Raw genomic sequence first — 19,357 nt, 5'->3', positions numbered from 1 at the left:
CCCGGCCCCGATTCAATCCTGCGAAGTGAGGCGGCCGCACCATGGTCCAGTACGTGTACGACTTCACCGAGGGTGGCCGTGAGATGGCCGGCCTCCTCGGGGGGAAGGGCGCCAATCTCGCCGAGATGACCCGTATCGGCCTGCCCGTGCCACCCGGCTTCACCGTCACCACCGAAGCCTGCCGGGCCTTCCTGGCCACCGGAGGCGAGCCGGACGGCCTCGGAATACAGGTTGCCGCCCGGCTGTCAGCCCTGGAGCTCGCCGGCGGGCGCAAGCTGGGCCACCCGGACGACCCGCTGCTGCTCTCGGTACGCTCCGGTGGACGTTTCTCCATGCCCGGCATGATGGAGACGATCCTCGACATCGGTCTGAACGACGACTCGGTGCACGGCCTGGCGAAGACCACCGGCCGCGAGCACTTCGCCTGGGACTCCTACCGGCGACTCATCCAGATGTTCGGCAGCACCGCGATGGGAGTCGACGGCTCCCTGTTCGCCGACGCTCTGGCGGAGCACCGGGACCCGGACGACTTGCCTGACGTCGTGGAGGAGTTCAAACGGATCGTGCGTGACGCGACGGGTGAGGACTTCCCGCAGGACCCCGCCGACCAGCTCAGCCGCGCGATCCTCGCCGTCTTCGAGTCCTGGAACGGCGAGCGGGCCCGGCTGTACCGCAGGCGCGAGCACATCCCCGACGACCTCGGCACGGCCGTCAACATCCAGACCATGGTCTTCGGCAACCTCGGCCCGGACTCCGGCACCGGCGTGGCGTTCACCCGCGATCCGGCCACCGGCCGCCGGGGCATCTACGGCGACTATCTGTCCGACGCCCAGGGCGAGGACGTCGTCGCCGGCATCCGCAATGCTGTTCCGCTGCAGGAGCTGGAGGCCATCGACCCGCTCTCGTACACACAGCTGCGCGACTACCTGGGCATCCTGGAACACCACTACCGGGACCTTTGCGACATCGAGTTCACCATCGAGCGCGGCCGGCTGTGGATGCTGCAGACCCGCGTCGGCAAGCGCACGGCGGAAGCGGCCTTCCGTATCGCCGCCCAGCTGATCGACGAGGACGTCATCTCCCCGGCAGAGGCCCTCCGCCGGGTGACCGGTGAGCAGCTCACCCATCTGATGTTCCCCCGCTTCGACGACGCGGCAGCGGGAACACCGCTGGCGCGTGGCATCCCGGCATCGCCGGGTGCGGCCGTCGGCGCCGTGGTCTTCACCTCGGCGGAGGCGGTACGCCTGGCTGCCGCGGGCTCCAGGACGGTGCTCGTCCGGCGTGAGACCACCCCCGACGACCTGCCGGGAATGATCGCCGCGCAAGCCGTCCTCACCAGCCGGGGCGGCAAGACCAGTCACGCGGCCGTGGTGGCGCGAGGCATGGGCAAGGTCTGTGTCTGCGGAGCCGAGGAGATCACGGTCGACGAGACGGCCCGGCACTTCACCACGCGCGACGGCACCGTGGTCGCCGAGGGCACGGTGGTGTCCATCGACGGCTCGGCCGGCACCGTCCACCTCGGCGCACAGCCGCTGGTCGAGTCACCTGTGATGCACTACTTCGAAACCGGAGAGCGACCTCCTGGCGTGGTGGACGCGGTGGCCCGCATCCTCGCGCATGCCGACGAGGTGAGCCGGATGGAGACCCTTGCCAACGCCGACACCCCCGAGGACGCCGCGCGCGCCCGGCGCTTCGGCGCCCAGGGCATCGGACTGTGCCGCACCGAGCACATGTTCCTCGGCGAACGCCGGCGGCTGGTCGAGTCGATGATCCTGGCCGACAGCGACACCGGACGCAAGCGCGCCCTGGACGCGCTGCTGCCCCTCCAACGCGCGGATTTCACCGCCATCCTGGCGGCGATGGACGGGCTGCCCGTCACCATCCGGCTGCTGGACCCCCCGCTCCACGAGTTCCTGCCCGACCGCGTCGAACTGGCCGTACGGGTCGCCTCGGTCCGCGCCACCGGACAGATTCCGGACCCGCACGACGTCGACCTTCTCGCCGCCGTCGAGCGTATGCACGAACAGAACCCGATGCTGGGACTGCGCGGCGTCCGTCTCGGTCTGGTGGTGCCCGGCCTGGTCGCGATGCAGGTACGGGCCGTCGGTGAGGCGGTCGCCCAGCGGCTGAACGACGGCGGGCACCCGCAGGCCGAGATCATGGTTCCGCTGGTCGGTACGGTCGAGGAACTGCGCATGGTGCGCCGGGAGGTGGAAGCCGTCCTCGCACAGGTCTCCCTCTCCGCGGGAGTGACGGTGACGTGCCCCATCGGCACCATGATCGAACTTCCGAGAGCGGCCCTGACCGCCGACCGGATCGCCCAGGAGGCCGACTTCTTCTCCTTCGGCACCAACGACCTCACCCAGACCACCTGGGGATTCTCCCGCGACGACGTGGAAGGGTCCTTCTTCGCCACCTACCTCGCTCAGGGCATCTTCGCCGCCTCGCCGTTCGAGACGATCGACCGGGACGGTGTCGGCCGCCTGGTGGAGATCGCGGTACGGGAAGGCCGTGCGGCCCGGCCAGCCCTCAAAATCGGCGTCTGCGGCGAGCACGGCGGCGATCCCGACTCGATCGACTTCTTCGAGCGGACGGGACTCGACTACGTCTCCTGCTCCCCGTTCCGCCTGCCGGCCGCCCGGCTGGAGTCCGGACGCGCCGCACTGCGAATGAACTCCCCCGAGGACAACGACACATAGCCCTGGAACCACTGCAGCTGGGGCCGGCCCGCAGGCCGGCCCCGGCTGTCGTCGACTGCTGTCGCCCTCAGAGGGCTTCCCACGGAGCCGCGTGCGTGGTGGTGTGCCGCACCGACCGCGGGCCGGCCATCAGCTCCCGGACGCTCTGCCGGTTGTCCACGTCGCCCGCGGCGCACATCAGCCAAGCGGCGCGCTCGGGGTCGCACTCCGGCGGCACGATCAGCAGGTCCCAGCGCCCGACGGTGTAGGAGAGCAGCAGCAGGTCGTCGGGGTCCTGCTCGGCGTCGAACCATCCGACGCTCACGGTATGGATTCCCGCGGGCACCTTCTTCGGGATCTCCGGCCAGCTGTGGGGATTCACCGCGACCCGGGTGATCCGGCCCCAGCGCTCGTCCAGGACCGCGACCAGGAACGGCAGTTCACGGGCCAGGTCACGTGTGCGCGGCCACCAGGCACCGTCGACCATTCCCCGGTCCGCGCACTGCGGTTTCAGCAGCATCCGGACCTCGGGGATGGCGGTCACGTCCGGGTGCGAAGCCTGCGACAAGCTGATGGTGGTCATGATGCGAACCTGTCCCCGGGTCCGGGACCCGGTGTCGTTGCGATCGGAGTTACGCGGCGTCGGGGTCGTCGCCGGGGACGACCAGGACCGGAAGGTGTGCGTGGTGCACGACCTCCGTGCTGGTCGAGCCGAGCCTGAGGCGCCCCCAGGAGCTCGCTCCCCGGGTGCCGACCACCAGCAGACAGGCGTCCGCACTGGCTTCGAGCAGCACCTGCGAAGGGCGTCCCGGTTCGACCACGACCTCCACTTCCACCGGGGTACCGCCGAGCTCCTTCTGGAGTTCGGCGACGGTGTCGGTCACAGCCTGTTCCGCGATGTCACGCAGCTGCACGTACAGACCGGCGTTGTCCGACGCGGTCAGCCACTCGTAGCCGGCATAGCGGTCGGGCCCGTAGTCGTAGGCGCAGACGGCCCGCAGTCCGGTGCCGCGCAGCTGTGCTTCGCGCAGCGCGACGAGCACGGCGTGGCGGGCGGACGGTGAGCCGTCCGTGCCCACCACGATGGGGCCGTCGGAAGTGTTCGCGCTCGTGTCGGACATGGAGCCCTCCGGAGAGTCGTCGGACCGCGGTCGATGGTGTACCGCACGAAGTCATGGAGTGATGTGCGGTCTCCCGCTCGCTTCCAGCCTCACAGGCCCAGGAGCGGATGCAGAGGGGCCTTGCAGGTCCCTCCGGGGGGCCGAACGTCCCTGCCCGCGGCCTACACGGCCGGCACGCCGTGCACCCGGAACTGACCTCGCACCCGTTCCAGGAGCGCGGGCCCCGGTGCGGGGGTGTCGCGCAGCACGAAGGGGATGCCGAGGTCGTCGTACTTGTGGGTGCCCATCGTGTGGAAGGGCAGCACGTCCACCCCTTCGACGTTGTCCAGACCGGCGACGAAGGCGGCCAGGCCGTCCACCGCGGCCCGGTCGTCGGTCAGGCCCGGCACCAGCACATAGCGGATCCGGACCGGGATTCCCAGTCGGTCGAGCCGTCCGGCGAAGCTCAGGGTGGGGGCCAGGTGGCCGCCGGTGAGCCGGTGGTAAGCCTCGATGTCGAAGGACTTGATGTCGAGCAGGACCAGGTCGGTATCGGCGAGCAGCGCGTCACCGGCGCGGGCGCCGAGAGCGCCGGAGGTGTCCAGGGCGGTGTGGAGACCCAGCTCGTGGCAGCGGTGCAAGACTTCGGCGGTGAAGTCGGCCTGCAGGAGCGGCTCACCTCCGCTGAGCGTGACTCCCCCGCCGGCGGTGTCGATGAAGGAGCGGTATTTCGCGATCTCTGCCATCACCTCGTCGACAGTCATACTGCGCCCGTCGCGCAGTTTCCAGGTGTCGGGGTTGGCGCAGTACGAGCAGCGCAGCGGGCAGCCGTTCATGAAGAGCACGAACCGGGTGCCGGGCCCGTCCACGCCCGTGGACAGGTCCCAGGAATGGATCCGGCCGGTGCTCACATCGCACCGTGGAAGGTGCGGCTGATCACGTCGAGCTGCTGCTCGCGCGTCAGGCGGACGAAGTTGACGGCGTAACCGGAGACCCGGATGGTCAGCTCGGGATACTTCTCCGGATGCTCCATGGCGTCCTCCAGAGTGGCCCGGTCCAGAACGTTGACGTTCATGTGGAAGCCGCCGGAAGCCGTGTAGGCGTCGAGGATGCCGACCAGGTTGGTGGCACGTTCCGCGGGGTCGTGCCCGAGCCCTTCCGGGGTGATGGTCGAGGTCAGCGAGATGCCGTCACGGGCCTGCTCGTACGGGATCTTGGCCACCGACAGGGCGGAGGCCGCCAGCCCGTGGCGATCACGGCCGTTCATGGGGTTGGCACCGGGCGCGAAGGGCAGCCCCGCGCGACGGCCGTCCGGGGTGTTGCCCGTGTGCTTGCCGTAGACCACGTTGGAGGTGATGGTGAGCACCGACTGGGTCTGCTCCGCGCCCCGGTAGGTGGGATGCCGGCGCAGCTTGGCCATGAAGGTGTGCACCAGGTCGACGGCGATGCTGTCGGCACGGTCGTCGTGGTTCCCGTACGCGGGGTACTCGCCCTCGACCTCGTAGTCCGTGGCCAGTCCGGTGTCGTCCCGGATCACCTTCACCCGGGCGTACTTGACGGCCGACAGGCTGTCGGCTGCCACCGAGAGGCCGGCGATTCCACAGGCCATGGTGCGCTGCACGGGATGGCCGTGCAGCGCCATCTCCAGCCGCTCGTAGGCGTACTTGTCGTGCATGTAGTGGATGACGTTGAGGGCGTTGACGTACGTGCCGGCGAGCCAGTCGAGCATCCGGTCGTACGCGGCGGTCAGCTCGTCATGGTCGAGATACTCGCCGGTCAACGGAGTGGACACCGGTGCGACCTGCTCGCCGGTCATCTCGTCCCGGCCGCCGTTGATCGCGTACAGCAGGGCCTTGGCGAGGTTCACCCGGGCGCCGAAGAACTGCATCTGCTTGCCGACCGCCATCGCCGAGACACAGCAGGCGATCGCGGTGTCGTCACCGGTCCGCGGGCGCATCAGCTCATCGGACTCGTACTGGATGGAGCTGGTGTCGATCGACACCTGGGCGCAGAACCGCTTGAAGCCCTCGGGCAATCGCGGGGACCACAGGACGGTGAGATTGGGCTCGGGGGCGGGCCCGAGGTTGGCGAGGGTCCGCAGGAACCGGAAGGAGGTACGGGTGACCAGCGGCCGACCGTCGTCGCCGATGCCGCCGATGGACTCGGTGACCCACGTCGGGTCGCCGGAGAACAAGGTGTCGTACTCCGGGGTGCGCAGGAACCGGACGATGCGCAGCTTGATCACGAAGTCGTCGATCAGCTCCTGGGCGCGGCTCTCGTCGATCCGTCCCTCGGCCAGATCCCGGGCCAGATAGACGTCCAGGAACGTGGAGGTGCGGCCCAGGGACATCGCGGCGCCGTTCTGCTCCTTCACCGCCGCCAGATAGCCGAGATAGAGCCATTGCACGGCCTCGTGGGCGGTGGTTGCCGGGCGGGTGACGTCGCAGCCGTAGGTGGCCGCCATCTGTTCCAGTTCGCCCAGCGCGCGGATCTGTTCGGCGATCTCCTCACGGTCGCGGATGACATCGGATGTGGAGGGCCGGGCGTCCAGCAGGGCCCGCTCGGCACGCTTGACCTCGATCAGCCGAGACGTGCCGTACAGGGCGGCTCTCCGGTAGTCGCCGATGATCCGTCCCCGGCCATAGGCGTCGGGCAGGCCGGTGATGAGGCCGGCCTTGCGTGCGCGGAGCATCTCGGGGGTGTAGGCGTCGAAGACGCCGGTGTTATGGGTCTTCCGGTAGGTGCCGAACACCCTCGTGACGAACGGGTCGGGCTCGTATCCGTAGGCCCGCAGGCTGTTCTCGACCATCCGCAGGCCGCCGTTGGGCATGATCGCCCGCTTCAGCGGGGCATCCGTCTGCAGACCGACGATCAGCTCACGCTCCCGGTCGATCCATCCGGGACGGTGCGAGGTGATGGTCGAAGGCGTCCGGGCGTCGATATCGAGAACGCCTCGGCGGCGTTCCTCGGGGAACAGCGCGGAGACCTTGTGCCATACCGCGAGGGTGCGCGTCGTCGGGCCTGCCAGGAAGGAGGCATCGCCTTCGTACGGTGTGTAGTTGGTCTGGATGAAGTCGCGTACATCGATGCGGTCGCGCCAGGACCGGCCGGAGAACCCCTGCCACGCGGCCTCGGACACGCCCATGGTGGATGGCGTTGTCACAGTCATCGTCGCCTCACTCCTTCACAGTTCAGGTGTCTCCATGCTCGTTCGCCGACGAGAGGCCGCCCAGGGTCCGCAGGTCCCCGCGGAGCAGCCGTTCGGCCCTGCCCGGCTTACAGCCTGTCGGGACCTCCGCACCCATCAGGGCCGAACGGCCCTCGCGGCTGCCCCGGCCAGCCCCTGCGCGCTGGCCCACCGTCGGCAGGATCGTGGAACGGAACCCGAGCTCGCCCGGCACTTGCCGGTCCTGACCGTCGACACGGCGGCCCGCACCCCGGCCGGCGTTCGGCCGCCGTAGGCAGCGCGGACCATGACGTCCCGGCCACGACCCGACAGGCGCTGTTCACCCAAGCCGGAGTCATCGTCACCCGAACCCTTGGCGAACTCCTCGACGCCGCGGACATGCTGCACTCCCAGCCGCTGCCGCCCGGGACCAACGTCGCCGTGGTGTCGAACTCACGCGGCGCGGGCATCATGGCCGCCGACGCCTGCCGTATCGCCTGCGATCCGCTTGCCGAACCGGCCACCCGGCCCGCCCCGCTCACCGAGCGTGACGCTCGAGCGCTGCTCGCCGACCCGCGCTGCTCCTCGCTGCTCCCCGGGCGCCACGGCGGTAGCGCGGACATCGGGGGGGTGAAGACGCTGCTGCTGCGGTTGTCACGGATGGCCGAAGATCTGCCACAACTCGCGGAAGCCGCCATCGACACGGTCGTCGCCGGGCCCAGCGGCGTCACCGCGCGCGACGCCCGCATCCGCCTGCTGCCCCGCCGCGTCCACGATCCGTACCTGCGCCGGCTGCGTTGAATCCGGGTCCGCGAAAAGGCACTTCACGGACGTGCGGAGTGCGGCCGGTCAACCTGCGCGGCTGGGCCCCAGGGCTCAGCCGCGCAGGTCCTGCCTTCCCTGTTCAGCCGGCCCGTACGAGGGGCCGGCGGTGGCCCAACCGGCCGGGAACGCTGAAGCCGGCCCGACGACGCCGCAGATGGCGCCAGGGGTCCCGCCTGCGGATCGGATCGGTCGGAGCGGCGGACTGTTGTCGGTAGAAGAGCCGTTTGCCGATCTCGATGAGACCCAGATAGCAGCCCACCATGGCCGCCAGGGCGGCGAAGAAGCCCAGCGGGAGCGGCGCGAAGCCGAGTGTGTGCGCCAGGGGCGTTGCCGGCAGTACCGCTCCCACCGCGACCACCCCGAAGGCGGCCAGTGTCAGCGGCAGGCTGGGACGGCTGCGCCAGAACGGGCTGCGGCGGGTGCGGATCGCGAAGATCACCAACGCCTGGGTCGCCAGGGACTCCACGAACCACCCGGTGCGGAATTGGACCGGTCCGGAGTGGAAGACCCACAGCATGACGCCGAACGTGGCGAAGTCGAACACCGAGCTGATCGGACCGAAGCAGACCATGAAGCGGCGGATGAACCCGATGTCCCAGTGCGAGGGCCTGCGCAGCTGCTCCTCGTCGACATGGTCGGTGGGGATCGCCAGCTGGCTGGTGTCGTAGAGCAGGTTGTTGAGCAGGATCTGGGACGGCAGCATCGGCAGGAAGCCCAGGAACAACGACGCACCGGCCGCGCTGAACATGTTGCCGAAGTTGCTTGACGTGCCCATGAGGACGTACTTGATGGTGTTGGCGAAGATCCGCCGCCCCTCCACCACGCCGTCCGCGAGCACATCCAGGTCCTTCTCCAGCAGGATCACGTCCGCGGCGTCCTTCGCCACATCGGTGCCGGACTCCACGGAGATGCCCACGTCGGCGGCGTGCAGAGCCAGCGCGTCGTTGACTCCGTCGCCCAGGAACGCGACGTCGCCGCCGGTCGTCCGCTGGATCCGGACGATCCGTGCCTTGTGCTCAGGGCTGACCCGGGCGAAGACGGTGGTGCGTACGATCGCCGCGGCGAGTTCGGCGTCGTCCAGCGCGTCGAGGTCAACCCCGGTCAGCGCTCGTCCGGAGGGCAGTCCGAGGTCGTCGCAGACCTTGACCGCGACCGCCGGATTGTCCCCCGTGACGATCTTGACCGTGATCCCGAGACCGGCCAGCCTCAGCAGCGCCGCGGCAGCGTCGGGTTTGGGCGGGTCGAGGAAGACCAACAGGCCGGCGAGACGAAGGCCTCGTTCATCCACGGCAGTGGGCCGTTCTTCGCCCACCGGGGTACGGGTGGCCACGGCGACCACGCGGTTCCCTGCGGCGAACTCGGCGGCCAGCGCTTCGCGGGCCGCGTCAGGAACATCGACGCAGCGCTCCAGCACGCTCTCAGGAGCGCCCTTGGTGACCAGCGTCGTCACACCCGCGCTGTCACGCACCACGGCGGAGACCATACGCCGGTCGTGATCGAACGGCAGCAACCCGAGCCGAGTACTGCCCGCCAGGGTCCCGCGGAGGCTCTGCGACGCGGCCGACTCCCACAGGGCCTCGTCCAGGGGATTGCCTCCCACCGCCGGACCGTCCGCACCGCCGCTCTCCGTGCACAGCAGGCCCCAGCGCAGCAGCGCGTCCGCCGTGGAACCGTCGGCGGGCAGCGCTCGCATGAAGTCGATGCGGCCGGCGGTCAGCGTGCCCGTCTTGTCGGTGAACAGCACATCGACGTCCCCGAGGTCCTCGATGCACACCAGCCGCTTGACCAGTACCTTCCGCCGGCTCATCCGCCGGGACCCGGCGGCCAGACTCGTCGACACCACGGCCGGCAGCAACTGCGGCGTGATCCCGACGGCGATCGCCAGCGAGAACAGCAGCGCTTCCAACAGCGGTTTGTGCAGGAGGACGTTGACGGCGAAGATCGACGTGGTCAGCGCGCCCGCGACGTAGACCAGCATCATCGAGAATCGGCGCAGTCCCACCTGGAACTCGGTCTCCAACTGGTGCGTGCCCAGGCCCGCCGCAATCTTCCCGAACTCCGTCGCGGCACCAGTGGTCACCACCACCCCCCGGCCACTGCCGGCGTGCACGACAGTGCCCATCAGAGCGCAGCCCGACAACTCGGCCAACGGGGTACCGGACGGCACCGCGGACGTGCCCTTGGGCAGTGGCAGCGACTCCCCCGTGAGGACCGACTCGTCACACTCCAGACTCACAACGTCAAGAAGCCGGATGTCGGCCGGAACGATCTCTCCAAGCCTCAGCTCGACCACATCGCCCGACACCAGCTCGGTGACGTCAACCTTGCAGGGACGGCCGTCCCGAAGAACCACCGCCTCGTGGTGGATCTGGCCGTGCAGCGCCTCGGCGGCCTTCTCCGCGCGGTACTCGTTCACGAAGCCGAGCCCCACCGACAGGGCCACGATCGCACCGATGATCACCGCGTCACCGCGTTGCCCGACGAAGTAGGAGGCCGTCGCCGCCGCGAGCAGCAACCCCAGCAAGGGAGAGCGCAGCTGACGCCAGAGCACCGCCGGCAGCCTGGCCTGATGGGAGGTGACCGCATTCGGCCCCCAGGTGCGCAGCCGTTCGGCCGCCTCGCGCGCCGACAGACCGTCCCGCGTCGTACCCGCCGCCCGGAGGGCGTCGTCGCCGGACCGGCCGGCCGCCGCGGTGATTCCGGAGCCGGTGGCCTGCGGTGCGGGTGCGAGAACGGTCACGGGGTCGCCGGCAGCGCGGCCGACGGTTCCGGGAGGGCCGGGGCGTCGTCGACGTCGAAGGCCATCGGATCGTGGACGTTCACCACCCCGTCGACGCCCTGCGCGAGCCGGACCACGAGCGGGCCCAGGCTGCGCAGGCCGAGCGTTCCGCGGAGGGTGACGACGCCCTCCTGCACCTGGACCTGGACCGCGCCCTCGGTGATCTGCAGCGTTCTGCCGAGGATGACATCTCGTACGGTGCGGTGCTGCACGGTCTCACGTCTTTTCGGCAGATGGATCAGGGGCGACACGACCCGGCGGGAACCGGTCCCCACTTCCACATTGAGGCAGCCGGGGTGGGCGCAGCAGGGCCTATCAGGACCCTCCGGAGGTCCGACCGGCCCCATCGTCGGACGGCAGGATGTTCGCCCCACTCCACAAGCCGCGGAACCGTCCCGGCAGCACCGGCAAGGGACCAGAAGGACGGTCGGATGGCCAGCGGCAGGTGCGGGGCGAGCCGGGGAAGCCACTGGAGCTCCTTCCCGGCCTGCCCGATGGCCCCGGCATGGCGGGGCAGCCGGACCGACAGTTCCTCGCCCAGCCGGTAGATCGCATGGTCCGAACCGGCCGGGTCGAGCAGGCTGAGAGGCAACGCGGCCCACTGCGGGAACTGCGCATCGACCAGGCGCCTGACCAGTTCCGCATCGATCGCCGGACGGGCGTGGGCGGTTGTCCCCGTTGCCAAGAACAGCTCCTGCGGTCGGCCCGCACGGTACGGCAGGCACTCGCAGCCATCACACTGCTTCCCGGGCCGGCCTGTCGACCGGATTTCCCGGCCGGCCGCCCCATCCTCAGCGCGCGCCCTGGACCGGCACCGCAGAGCCGAGCTCGGACGGAAGCTCCGGGTGGCCCCCACCCGGTCCGATCCTCCCCGAACGCCCCATCGCAAGGGGAGGCAAGGTCAGTTCGGCCCGGCAGTGCCCGCCTGTTCCTCCCCTTCGGATGGCTCCCGCGTCCCGAAGGTCTCCTCAGACGGCTCGGCAGGACCGCCCGGGGTCGTTCCGGCTTGTGTGTGGAGGACCTCGCGGGCCTGCTGTGCGGCGCGGGTGATGCTCTCGCTGACGAAGTCGAGAAAGCGGGCGATGTTCTCCAGGCGGGCGGCGGCCGGAGTGCCTGAGCCGAGAATGCCGACGCCCTGCCGTGCGGTCTCGATGATCTGGGCGTTGGACCGGGCGCTGGCCATCATCGCCTGGTACCAGACGTCGTCATCGACCACGTAGCGCTCGCGGCGGCGTTCGTCACGTTCGCGGCGAATAAGGCCCTGGCCGTCGAGGAACGTGATCGCTTTGGAGATGGACGCCGGGCTGACCTGGAGGCGCTGCACGAGTTCGGACGCGGTCAGGCTGCCCGCGTCGGTCGTGTAGAGGCAGACCAGCACCCGGGCCATCATCTTGGGCGTCCCCGCCTGCATGAGGACGGTGGTGAACACTTCCTCGTACTCACGCACGGCCTCGGCATCACGTCCGTGAGGTTGCTCGGGCGCTTCCAACCCCGGGGGGGCGGCCTGGCTGCGCCGATGGGTGCGGTGTTCGGTGGCGCGGTGAGCCAGGTCGGCGCGGTAGCCGGTGGGGCCGCCGTTACGTGTCACCTCGCGCGTGATCGTGGAGGTCGGACGGTCGAGGCGTCTGCCGATCTCGGCGTAGGCGAGGTCGTCGGCCAGTCCCAGCGCGATCTGCCGGCGTTCCTGCTGGGTGAGTCTGCCTCCGGGCATCGCGGTCTCCTTCGTGCTCCGTGGTGCCTCAAGTGTAGCGTTCACTCTCAGCTCATTGCAACGAACAGGCAGCCGTCGTTGCATTCAACTCCAGATCCATTGCAACGATTTATGGGCCACCACCTGCGATTACACTGTCCAGGCGCAACGATTCCGTTGTCAGATCTTTGAATGCAACGTAGCGTTTCCTTCATCAGAAACGACGAGTTGCAGGAGAACATGATGCAGAAGTTCAACACCCCGAACCCGATCTCCGCCGTCCTGAACATCCCCGCGGGACGCATCCGGTTCATCGCCGCCGACCGCGCCGACACCACGGTCGAGATCCTCCCCGCGGACACCACGAAGAGCCGCGACGTGAAAGCCGCGGAACAGACCACGATCGAATATGACGACGGCGTCCTGCGGATCGAGGCCTCACCGGCGCAGAACCGGATCGTCGGCAACAGCGGATCCATCGAGGTGACCGTCCAACTGCCCGCCGGCTCCCACATCGAGGCCAGGACCGCCAGCTCCGAGCTCCGGGGCGTCGGACGCCTCGGCGACGTCACCTTCGAGGGCGCGTACCGACAGATCAAGCTCGACGAGGCCGCGAACGTCAACCTCACCGCGATCGACGGCGACGTCGAGATCGGGCGGCTGGGCGGACCCGCGCAGATCAGCACCGCAAGGGGCGACATCCGCATCACCGAAGCCGTCCGCAGCACCGTCACACTGCACACCCAGGTCGGCGAGATCTCGGTCGGCGCCGCCCGCGGCGTCTCCGCCAGCCTCGACGCCGGCACCACCTACGGCCGCATCCACAACACGCTCAAGAACACCGAAGGCACCGCCGACCTGACCATCCACGCCACGACCGCCCACGGCAACATCACCGCCCACAGCCTGTAGCCCCAACGCGACCGCTCGCGGGCCGGCCAGGCAGCACTGGTGGGTGTTCACCAACGGCTGCGGGCGGGCGGACCGGCAGACCGTGCCCACGCCGGAGCCCCCGGCTCGCGTCCGCGAGCCGGGGGCCTGCCCGCATTTCTGCTACTTGCTCATGGCGAAGCGCATCAGGGCCTGCTCGTCGCCCTGCTTGATCTTCCCGGTCTCGTTGATCACCTGGAGCTTCCAGCCCGCACCGCTCCGGATCGCCTTGGCCACGGCGCACCCGTTGTCGTTGCTGAGCAGGCTCGGCCAGATGTCGGCGACCTGCTGGGTGCTGCCGCCCGTCGCGTCGTACACCTTGAAGCTGATGTTCCGTGCCTTCTGGAAAGCGCTGTGCTTCTTGTACGCGGCGGCAACGAACACGATGGAGGTGATGTTGGTCGGCACCCGGGCGAAGTCGACGGTCACCGTCTCGTCGTCGCCGTCCCCACGGCCGGTCTGATTGTCCCCACTGTGCACCAACGATCCGTTGCCCAACGGATCCAGGGAGTCCAGACCGGCCAGCCGCACCGGCTCCGTCCCCTGCATGGCGATGGCGATCAGATCAAGGTCGGTGCCGGTCTTCTGACGGAGCTTCCCTATCAGTCCACCACTGCTTCCGACGGTGGGATCCCAGGACGCTCCGATGGACAGGTGGGTCACCCCGTCCAGGTCCGCCGGGCCGTCTTCCTTCGTGAGCGTGATCATGCGTGATCCTCTTGATGATGAGACTGCGTACCAGCAGTGTGCCTGGTGCCCTCGCCGACCGGCTCACCAGGTCCAGGAAGAGCAGCGATCGCCGCGCCGTTTCAGGACCTCTGGCGTGCGTCGTTTCCGCCCGGCCCGGGGTCACTTCGACGGCGAGCACGGGCCGCTGGTGACGTTCAGTGGCACCTTCGTAACGCATCACACGGACGGCGATCGACCGTGCCGCCGTCATCGCTCAGCAGCCCGTCCTGCGTCCAGCGGCGTCGCCATCGTCCCGGATCCGGCCAACCCAGCCATTGGACACAAGCCCAGCCGTAATTCGCTTGACCCCGCCACAGGTCAACGCTGCACTGTGGCGGGGCACCACGAGTCGTGGTGCCGGTATCCCGAGGAGACAGCGGCAGCATGGAGATCCGTCCCACGACCGACCAGGACCTCGACGTCTTCGTCGACACCCTCCATGCCGCGTTCGGGCGCTTCCCGGAAACCCCCAAGGAGAACGGTGGCGGGGTCTGGTGGTCGGCGCTCGAAATGGACCGCAGCCTGCTCGCCATGACGGCGGACGGGCGGCCCGTCGGTACCGCTGGTGCGTACTCCTTCGAGCTCACTCTGCCCGGTGAGGTCCTCGTCCCGGCCGCCGGGGTGACCGCCGTCGGCGTCGTTCCCTCGCACCGACGCCAGGGCGTGCTCAGCGCGATGATGCGGCATCAGCTCAGCGAGCTGCGGGCCCGAGGGGAGTTCCTCTCCGTGCTGCTGGCCTCCGAGGCCCTGATCTACCGCAGGTTCGGCTACGGTCCGGCGACCTACACGCAGCGGCTGACGGTGCCGCGCCACCAGGCCGGGCTCGCCCTCCCCCGGGCGCACCGAACGGCCGACGCCCCCGCGACCGGCTCGGACATCGGCGCGATCGAGCTGCTGCGGCGTGCCGAGTGCGGCGAGATCCTCGAAGAGGTCTACGACCGGTACCGTCGCGCACAGCCCGGCGCCCTGTCCCGGCCGCACCGCTGGTGGGCCTCGGGCGCGGGACAGCCCCCGATCTCTCCGGCGCCGCGCTACGTCGCAGTCCACCGGGACGCCGACGGCATTCCGGACGGGTACGCCAGTTACTCGCTCGACAAGCCCGACAAGCCCGACACCTTGACGGTCGACGAGACCATCGCGACCGGCGATGCCGCCTCCACGGCCCTGGCCCGGTTCGTGCTCGGGCACGACCTGGTCCATCAGGTCGTGTTCAAGCACTTCCCGCCGGAGCACCCGCTGCGCTGGCAGCTTGCGGACTTCCGCGCCGGCGAGGTGAGCGGCGACACCGACTGGCTCTGGGTGCGGCTGCTGGACATCCCGCGTGCGCTGACCGCGCGCGGCTGGTTCACGGACGGCGAGCTCGTCCTCGACGTCGACGACCCGTTCCTCGGCGAGCACGGCCGCTACCTGCTGACCGTCCGGGACGGCAAGGCCGAGTGCGTCCCGACGGACCGGGCGCCCGACCTGTCGCTGGACGTGAGCGACCTGGGCTCGGTCTACCTCGGCGGCACCACCCCGAGCACGCTCGTGCGTGCCGGACACATCCGCGCCCACCACCCGGGCGCGGCCACCCTCGCCGACACCCTCTTCCGCTCCGAACGGTCCCCGCACTGCCTGCACTGGTTCTGACCGCGCGCTCGCCGACCTGCACAGGACGCGATCGGGTAGCAGCGTCGTCCTCCGGCGCGCGGCCGACGACCGACTCCCGGGTTGCCTCCGTACACTGACACGCATGGCATGCCGCATCAGTGAACTGGTCATCGACTGCGCCGACCCCGAGCGGCTCGCCGCTTTCTGGAGCCAGGTCCTCGGCTACGTCGAACTCGGCCGGGAGGACGACGGAAGCATCGAGATCGGGCCGCCCGACGCCGGCTTCGGCGGCCCGCAGCCCACCCTCGTCCTCAGCCCCAGCAGCGACCCGCGGGCCGGCAAGCTCCCCCTGCACATCGACGTCAACGCCACCGACCGCGATCAGGACGCCGAGTTGGAGCGGCTGCTCGCCCTCGGCGCCAGGCCCGCCGACGTCGGCCAGACCGGCACGGAGAGCTGGCACTGCCTGGCCGACCCGGAAGGCAACGAATTCTGCCTCCTGCGCACCCAACTCCAGCCACTCTGACCCACCCTGTGGCCCATGGCGCCGAACCGCTCGGCCGGTCGAGAGTGGCCAGCAGGCTGCCACAGCCCCACCCGCAACCAGCATCCCGACAAAGGCGTCGCACCACCCATGGAACGTGAATGGCTCTTCTCGCTCATCCCGCTGACGATCGGCGCGGTCTTCCTCAGCTTCGGCGTGTACGGACTCCGCCGCTCCAGCACGCTCCGTCGCACAGGTGTCATCGCAGAGGGGCGAATCGTCCGCCACGATGTCAGGCGCGACAACGAAGGCGCCACGTTCCACCACCCGGTCGCAGCCTGGACGACCCGGGACGGCCGCGAGTATGAGTACGCATCCAGGTTCGGCCGCGGCAGCGTCGGGGGCGACTTCGGAGTCGGGAACTTTGTCACGGTCCAATACGACCCGGAGGATCCCCGTCGGTTTGCGATCAAGGGCTGGGACGTAGCGACGGTCGACCGGCTGTTCACCGTGCTGGGGTCGGTGTTGGCAGCAGGCACGTTGGTCGTGTTGCTTGTCCGCGTACTCATTCTCTGACCGCAGCCGACCCGACGTCGAGAGCCTAGGTGATCATGCCGTTGGCTCGGGCTTTCCAGAGCAAGGTCCGGGCCTCGGGGGTGTCGAGCTCGGTCAGGCCGGCGGCCGCCCGGAGTCGTAGGGACTCGTCAGGGCTGTTGAGCTGAGCGCCGAGAGTCGGCAGAGCGGCGGGAGATCGGGCTGCCCCGATGAGCTCGAGCAGCCAGCAGCGCAATCCGTGATCGTCCTGCTCCTGTTCGAACTCCTCGATGAGCTCGTCGACATGCTCTGCGGCGTGCGGTAGGAGTTGGTGGAACCCGTCCTCACGACGTTGCGGATCGCGAGTTCGCATCAACCGCATCGCCTCACGGAACCTGTGCGTCACACCCGTCAGGCTATGACCACGATCGGGGCTGTGACACCGAAATGCGTACATCGTTTCGGTGAGCGCTCCGCCCGCGGAGCAGCTACTGCGCACGCTCGCACCCCGATAGATCGACGCGTCTCAGCCCACTCCATCCGCCACCTTGGAAGCTGCGAACGATCACCACGTCCCCCGACCGTCGATGCGGGCCCGATGGGTGATGTTCGTGCTGGTCGGGTGGCCGCTGAGCCGGTCTCCGGGCACTCCAAGCCGATACTGCGCCCATGAGACCAGCCCGCCCGATTACGCTGCTCCGCCTCGCCGCAGCCACCGCCCTCCTTGCCCTCTGCGCCCCGGTCACGACCGCCAGCGGTGCGGCGAGCGATCGCGATCACCGCCACCGGCCCTGCGTCAGTTCTCCGCTGCCCGGCCGCGGCCCGGCACGGGACATCCTGCGGATCGCCGAGCAGGCCAAGGCCGAGATGGATCTCAAGTCCGTGATCCTGCGGGTCACTGTCGACGGTCGCGAGGTCATCACCACCGCGCTCGGCGAGTCGATGACAGGGGTGCCGGCCGAGCCCGCCATGCACTTCCGGAACGGCAACGTGGCGATCAGCTACATGGGCACGGCGCTCCTGCGGCTGGTCGACGAAGGCAGGGTCGACCTCGACGATCCCGTCGCGCGCTGGCTGCCCGACCTTCCGCACGGCCACCAGATCACCCTGCGCATGCTCGGCGCCTCCACCTCCGGTCTCATCGACTACGTCACCTCCCCCGGTTTCTCCGACGCCGTCTATGCGGACCCGTTCCGCCAGTGGACGGCCAAGGAGCTGGTGGCCATCTCGACCAGTAAGCCGCTGTGGTACGAGCCGGGTACCAACTGGAGCTACTCGCACGCCAACTTCGTCCTCCTCGGTGCCGCCCTGGAGAAGATCACCGGGACCCCGCTCGACGTCCTGCTCCAACAGCAGGTCATGGGCCCGCTCGGGCTGAGCGAGACCCGCAACAGCTTCACGCCCGACATTCCGACGCCCGTCCTGCATGCCTTCACCTCCGACCGCGGAAAGTACGAGGAGTCCAGCTTCTGGAACCCCTCATGGACCACTGCCCCCGGCGCGGTACAGACCACGGACATCTGCGACCTGGCCCGCACGGCCGCAGGCATCGGCTCGGGCGAGTTGCTCTCCCCCGCCGCCTACCAGGAAATGCTCAATCCGGGGACGGTGGGCCTGGGCCATCCGACCAAGACCTGCCCGGCAACGATCTGCATCGCGAACACCGAGGCCACCCACTACGGCATGGGTCTGCTCGTCCTGAACGACTGGGTCTCTCAGCACCCGCTGTTCTTCGGCTACACCGCCGCCCAGGCATACCTCCACGCTAAGCACCTGGCCATCGCCGTCTCGACCACCACGGGCCCCAAAACCCCCGACGGCCACACCGCCCAGACGATCACCCAGCGAATCGCCGCCGCCCTGGTCCCGGACCACCCGATTCCCGACTTCGGCTGAGCCGCACCTCATGGCCTCCGTCACTGCATGAAGTAGTGGCCGATGCAGCGACAGCAGCTGCCGCTCCATAAGAAGACGATCCGGCCGGTCGACCCTTCGAACCGCTCATCCACCTTCCCGACTCGAGTGAGCCTCCCACCCCTGGCCGGGGCGGGAGGCTCACTCGCGGTTGGCGATCCTGTGACGGTCCGGAGGCCTGCGCTGATCAAAAAGCGGCAACATGCGCCAGGGCGGCGTGTGGTGCCCCACGTAGCGGGCCCGCCTTGATCCGCAGGACATACTCTGGGCCCGTGCCGGCCGGTGCCGGCCCCAACCCAGCCAGGAAGGCACGCCATGTTCGGCCCCGCCCGGAAGTACCCGTTTCCCGATGCCTTGGGACCGGACGAAGCGCCGGCGCCACACGCACTGCTCGCCCCGGTGAGCGGGCTGCTGGGGACCTGGGCCGGCCGGGGCCGCGGCGGGTATCCCACGATCGGCGAGGAGTTCGAGTACGCGCAGGAGGTCACCTTCAGCCATGACGGGCGGCCCTTCCTCCACTACGAATCGCGTGCCTGGCTGCTCGACGCGGACGGCGCCCCGCTGCGTCCGTCAGCCCGGGAGAGCGGGTGGTGGCGCATCCAGCCCGAGGGGCGCGTCGAGGCGCTGATCACCCAGCCCACCGGCATCGCGGAGATCTCGGTCGGCAGCGCGGCCGCAGGTGTGATCGACCTCGCCAGCGATCAGGTGGCCCTCGCCCCCACCGCCAAGAAGGTCACCGCCACCCGCCGTCGCTACACCCTGGTCGACGAGGACACCCTCGACTTCGTCCACGACCTCGCGGCGGTCGGCCAACCGCTCCAGCACCACCTCGCGGCCCGGCTCCGTCGCGAGCGCGCCGAGTAGCCCCGAGACCGCCAGCGATCCCGCAGCACCGCCGCCGCTCTCACGGCCTTGCTGTACCTGTGACGGTCCGTCAT

Annotated in this window: 17 protein-coding genes and 1 pseudogene; 8 read left to right on the top strand and 10 right to left on the bottom strand. The window is 69.4% G+C overall.

The window, feature by feature from the left end:
• Positions 1–41: 41 nt before the first annotated feature.
• Entirely contained in the window at positions 42–2,699 is a 2,658-nt protein-coding gene (gene ppdK / locus C8250_RS40575) for a pyruvate, phosphate dikinase (RefSeq protein ID WP_138351989.1), read from the top strand.
• 67 nt (positions 2,700–2,766) lie between these two features.
• On the opposite strand, the gene C8250_RS40570 is transcribed toward ppdK, so the two are convergent.
• From C8250_RS40570 to pflB, 4 genes are all read right to left on the bottom strand, one after another.
• Entirely contained in the window at positions 2,767–3,261 is a 495-nt protein-coding gene (locus C8250_RS40570) for a DUF5994 family protein (protein WP_244809705.1), read from the bottom strand.
• Between the two features lie 49 nt (positions 3,262–3,310).
• Positions 3,311–3,799 (bottom strand): universal stress protein, encoded by a 489-nt coding sequence (locus C8250_RS40565; RefSeq protein ID WP_138351990.1) that lies wholly within the window; start codon positions 3,797–3,799, stop codon positions 3,311–3,313.
• Positions 3,800–3,960: 161 nt separating this feature from the next.
• The gene (pflA, locus tag C8250_RS40560) at positions 3,961–4,689 is read right to left on the bottom strand and encodes a pyruvate formate-lyase-activating protein (RefSeq protein ID WP_138351991.1); all 729 of its coding nucleotides are present in this window, start codon (positions 4,687–4,689) and stop codon (positions 3,961–3,963) included.
• Positions 4,686–6,947, bottom strand: a complete 2,262-nt coding sequence (gene pflB / locus C8250_RS40555; RefSeq protein WP_138351992.1) for a formate C-acetyltransferase — start codon at positions 6,945–6,947, stop codon at positions 4,686–4,688. Before pflB ends, pflA begins: the two co-directional genes overlap by 4 nt.
• Positions 6,948–7,343: 396 nt before the next feature.
• On the opposite strand from pflB, the gene C8250_RS40550 reads away from it, so the two are divergent.
• Complete coding sequence (locus C8250_RS40550) at positions 7,344–7,745, top strand: acetate--CoA ligase family protein (protein WP_138351993.1); 402 nt, start codon at positions 7,344–7,346, stop codon at positions 7,743–7,745.
• 103 nt (positions 7,746–7,848) lie between these two features.
• Here the strand turns inward: C8250_RS40550 and mgtA are convergent, their stop codons facing one another.
• The 4 genes and pseudogenes from mgtA to C8250_RS40535 all read right to left on the bottom strand — a co-directional run bounded on the left by mgtA (position 7,849) and on the right by C8250_RS40535 (position 12,259).
• Positions 7,849–10,509, bottom strand: a complete 2,661-nt coding sequence (mgtA, locus tag C8250_RS40545) for a magnesium-translocating P-type ATPase (RefSeq protein ID WP_138351994.1) — start codon at positions 10,507–10,509, stop codon at positions 7,849–7,851.
• Complete coding sequence (locus tag C8250_RS40540; protein ID WP_164293176.1) at positions 10,506–10,799, bottom strand: BON domain-containing protein; 294 nt, start codon at positions 10,797–10,799, stop codon at positions 10,506–10,508. Before C8250_RS40540 ends, mgtA begins: the two co-directional genes overlap by 4 nt.
• Before the next feature lie 179 nt (positions 10,800–10,978).
• A pseudogene (locus C8250_RS44195) lies at positions 10,979–11,233 on the bottom strand (phosphotransferase); the annotation flags it as partial.
• 216 nt (positions 11,234–11,449) lie between these two features.
• Complete coding sequence (locus C8250_RS40535; RefSeq protein ID WP_138351996.1) at positions 11,450–12,259, bottom strand: helix-turn-helix domain-containing protein; 810 nt, start codon at positions 12,257–12,259, stop codon at positions 11,450–11,452.
• A gap of 222 nt (positions 12,260–12,481) precedes the next feature.
• Here C8250_RS40535 and C8250_RS40530 point away from each other — a divergent pair, with 222 nt between their 5' ends.
• Complete coding sequence (locus tag C8250_RS40530) at positions 12,482–13,150, top strand: DUF4097 family beta strand repeat-containing protein (protein WP_138352092.1); 669 nt, start codon at positions 12,482–12,484, stop codon at positions 13,148–13,150.
• 141 nt (positions 13,151–13,291) lie between these two features.
• Here the strand turns inward: C8250_RS40530 and C8250_RS40525 are convergent, their stop codons facing one another.
• Positions 13,292–13,876 (bottom strand): TerD family protein, encoded by a 585-nt coding sequence (locus tag C8250_RS40525; RefSeq protein WP_138351997.1) that lies wholly within the window; start codon positions 13,874–13,876, stop codon positions 13,292–13,294.
• Positions 13,877–14,281: 405 nt separating this feature from the next.
• Between C8250_RS40525 and C8250_RS40520 the strand changes: the two genes are divergently transcribed.
• The 3 genes from C8250_RS40520 to C8250_RS40510 all read left to right on the top strand — a co-directional run bounded on the left by C8250_RS40520 (position 14,282) and on the right by C8250_RS40510 (position 16,547).
• Positions 14,282–15,526, top strand: a complete 1,245-nt coding sequence (locus C8250_RS40520) for a GNAT family N-acetyltransferase (protein ID WP_138351998.1) — start codon at positions 14,282–14,284, stop codon at positions 15,524–15,526.
• A 103-nt stretch (positions 15,527–15,629) separates the two neighbouring features.
• The gene (locus C8250_RS40515; protein WP_138351999.1) at positions 15,630–16,013 is read left to right on the top strand and encodes a VOC family protein; all 384 of its coding nucleotides are present in this window, start codon (positions 15,630–15,632) and stop codon (positions 16,011–16,013) included.
• Positions 16,014–16,121: 108 nt separating this feature from the next.
• Entirely contained in the window at positions 16,122–16,547 is a 426-nt protein-coding gene (locus C8250_RS40510; RefSeq protein ID WP_187145184.1) for a DUF3592 domain-containing protein, read from the top strand.
• A 25-nt stretch (positions 16,548–16,572) separates the two neighbouring features.
• Here C8250_RS40510 and C8250_RS40505 read toward each other — a convergent pair whose 3' ends face one another.
• A complete protein-coding gene (locus tag C8250_RS40505; RefSeq protein ID WP_203218453.1) occupies positions 16,573–16,911 on the bottom strand; it encodes a HEAT repeat domain-containing protein in 339 nt (112 codons plus the stop codon).
• A gap of 263 nt (positions 16,912–17,174) precedes the next feature.
• On the opposite strand from C8250_RS40505, the gene C8250_RS40500 reads away from it, so the two are divergent.
• Together C8250_RS40500 and C8250_RS40495 are read left to right on the top strand one after the other, a co-directional pair.
• Positions 17,175–18,401: a serine hydrolase domain-containing protein gene (locus tag C8250_RS40500; RefSeq protein ID WP_138352001.1), complete on the top strand. Its 1,227-nt coding sequence runs from the start codon at positions 17,175–17,177 to the stop codon at positions 18,399–18,401.
• Between the two features lie 333 nt (positions 18,402–18,734).
• Positions 18,735–19,283 carry an FABP family protein gene (locus C8250_RS40495; protein ID WP_138352002.1) on the top strand — a complete coding sequence of 183 codons (549 nt, stop codon included), beginning with the start codon at positions 18,735–18,737 and terminating at the stop codon, positions 19,281–19,283.
• Positions 19,284–19,357 lie beyond the last annotated feature (74 nt).

It is taken from the genome of Streptomyces sp. So13.3 (assembly GCF_005860785.2).
GTDB lineage: Bacteria > Actinomycetota > Actinomycetes > Streptomycetales > Streptomycetaceae > Actinacidiphila > Actinacidiphila fildesensis.
The sequence above is the reverse complement of the archived record's forward strand: the minus strand, read 5'-3'. Positions and strand labels throughout refer to the sequence as shown.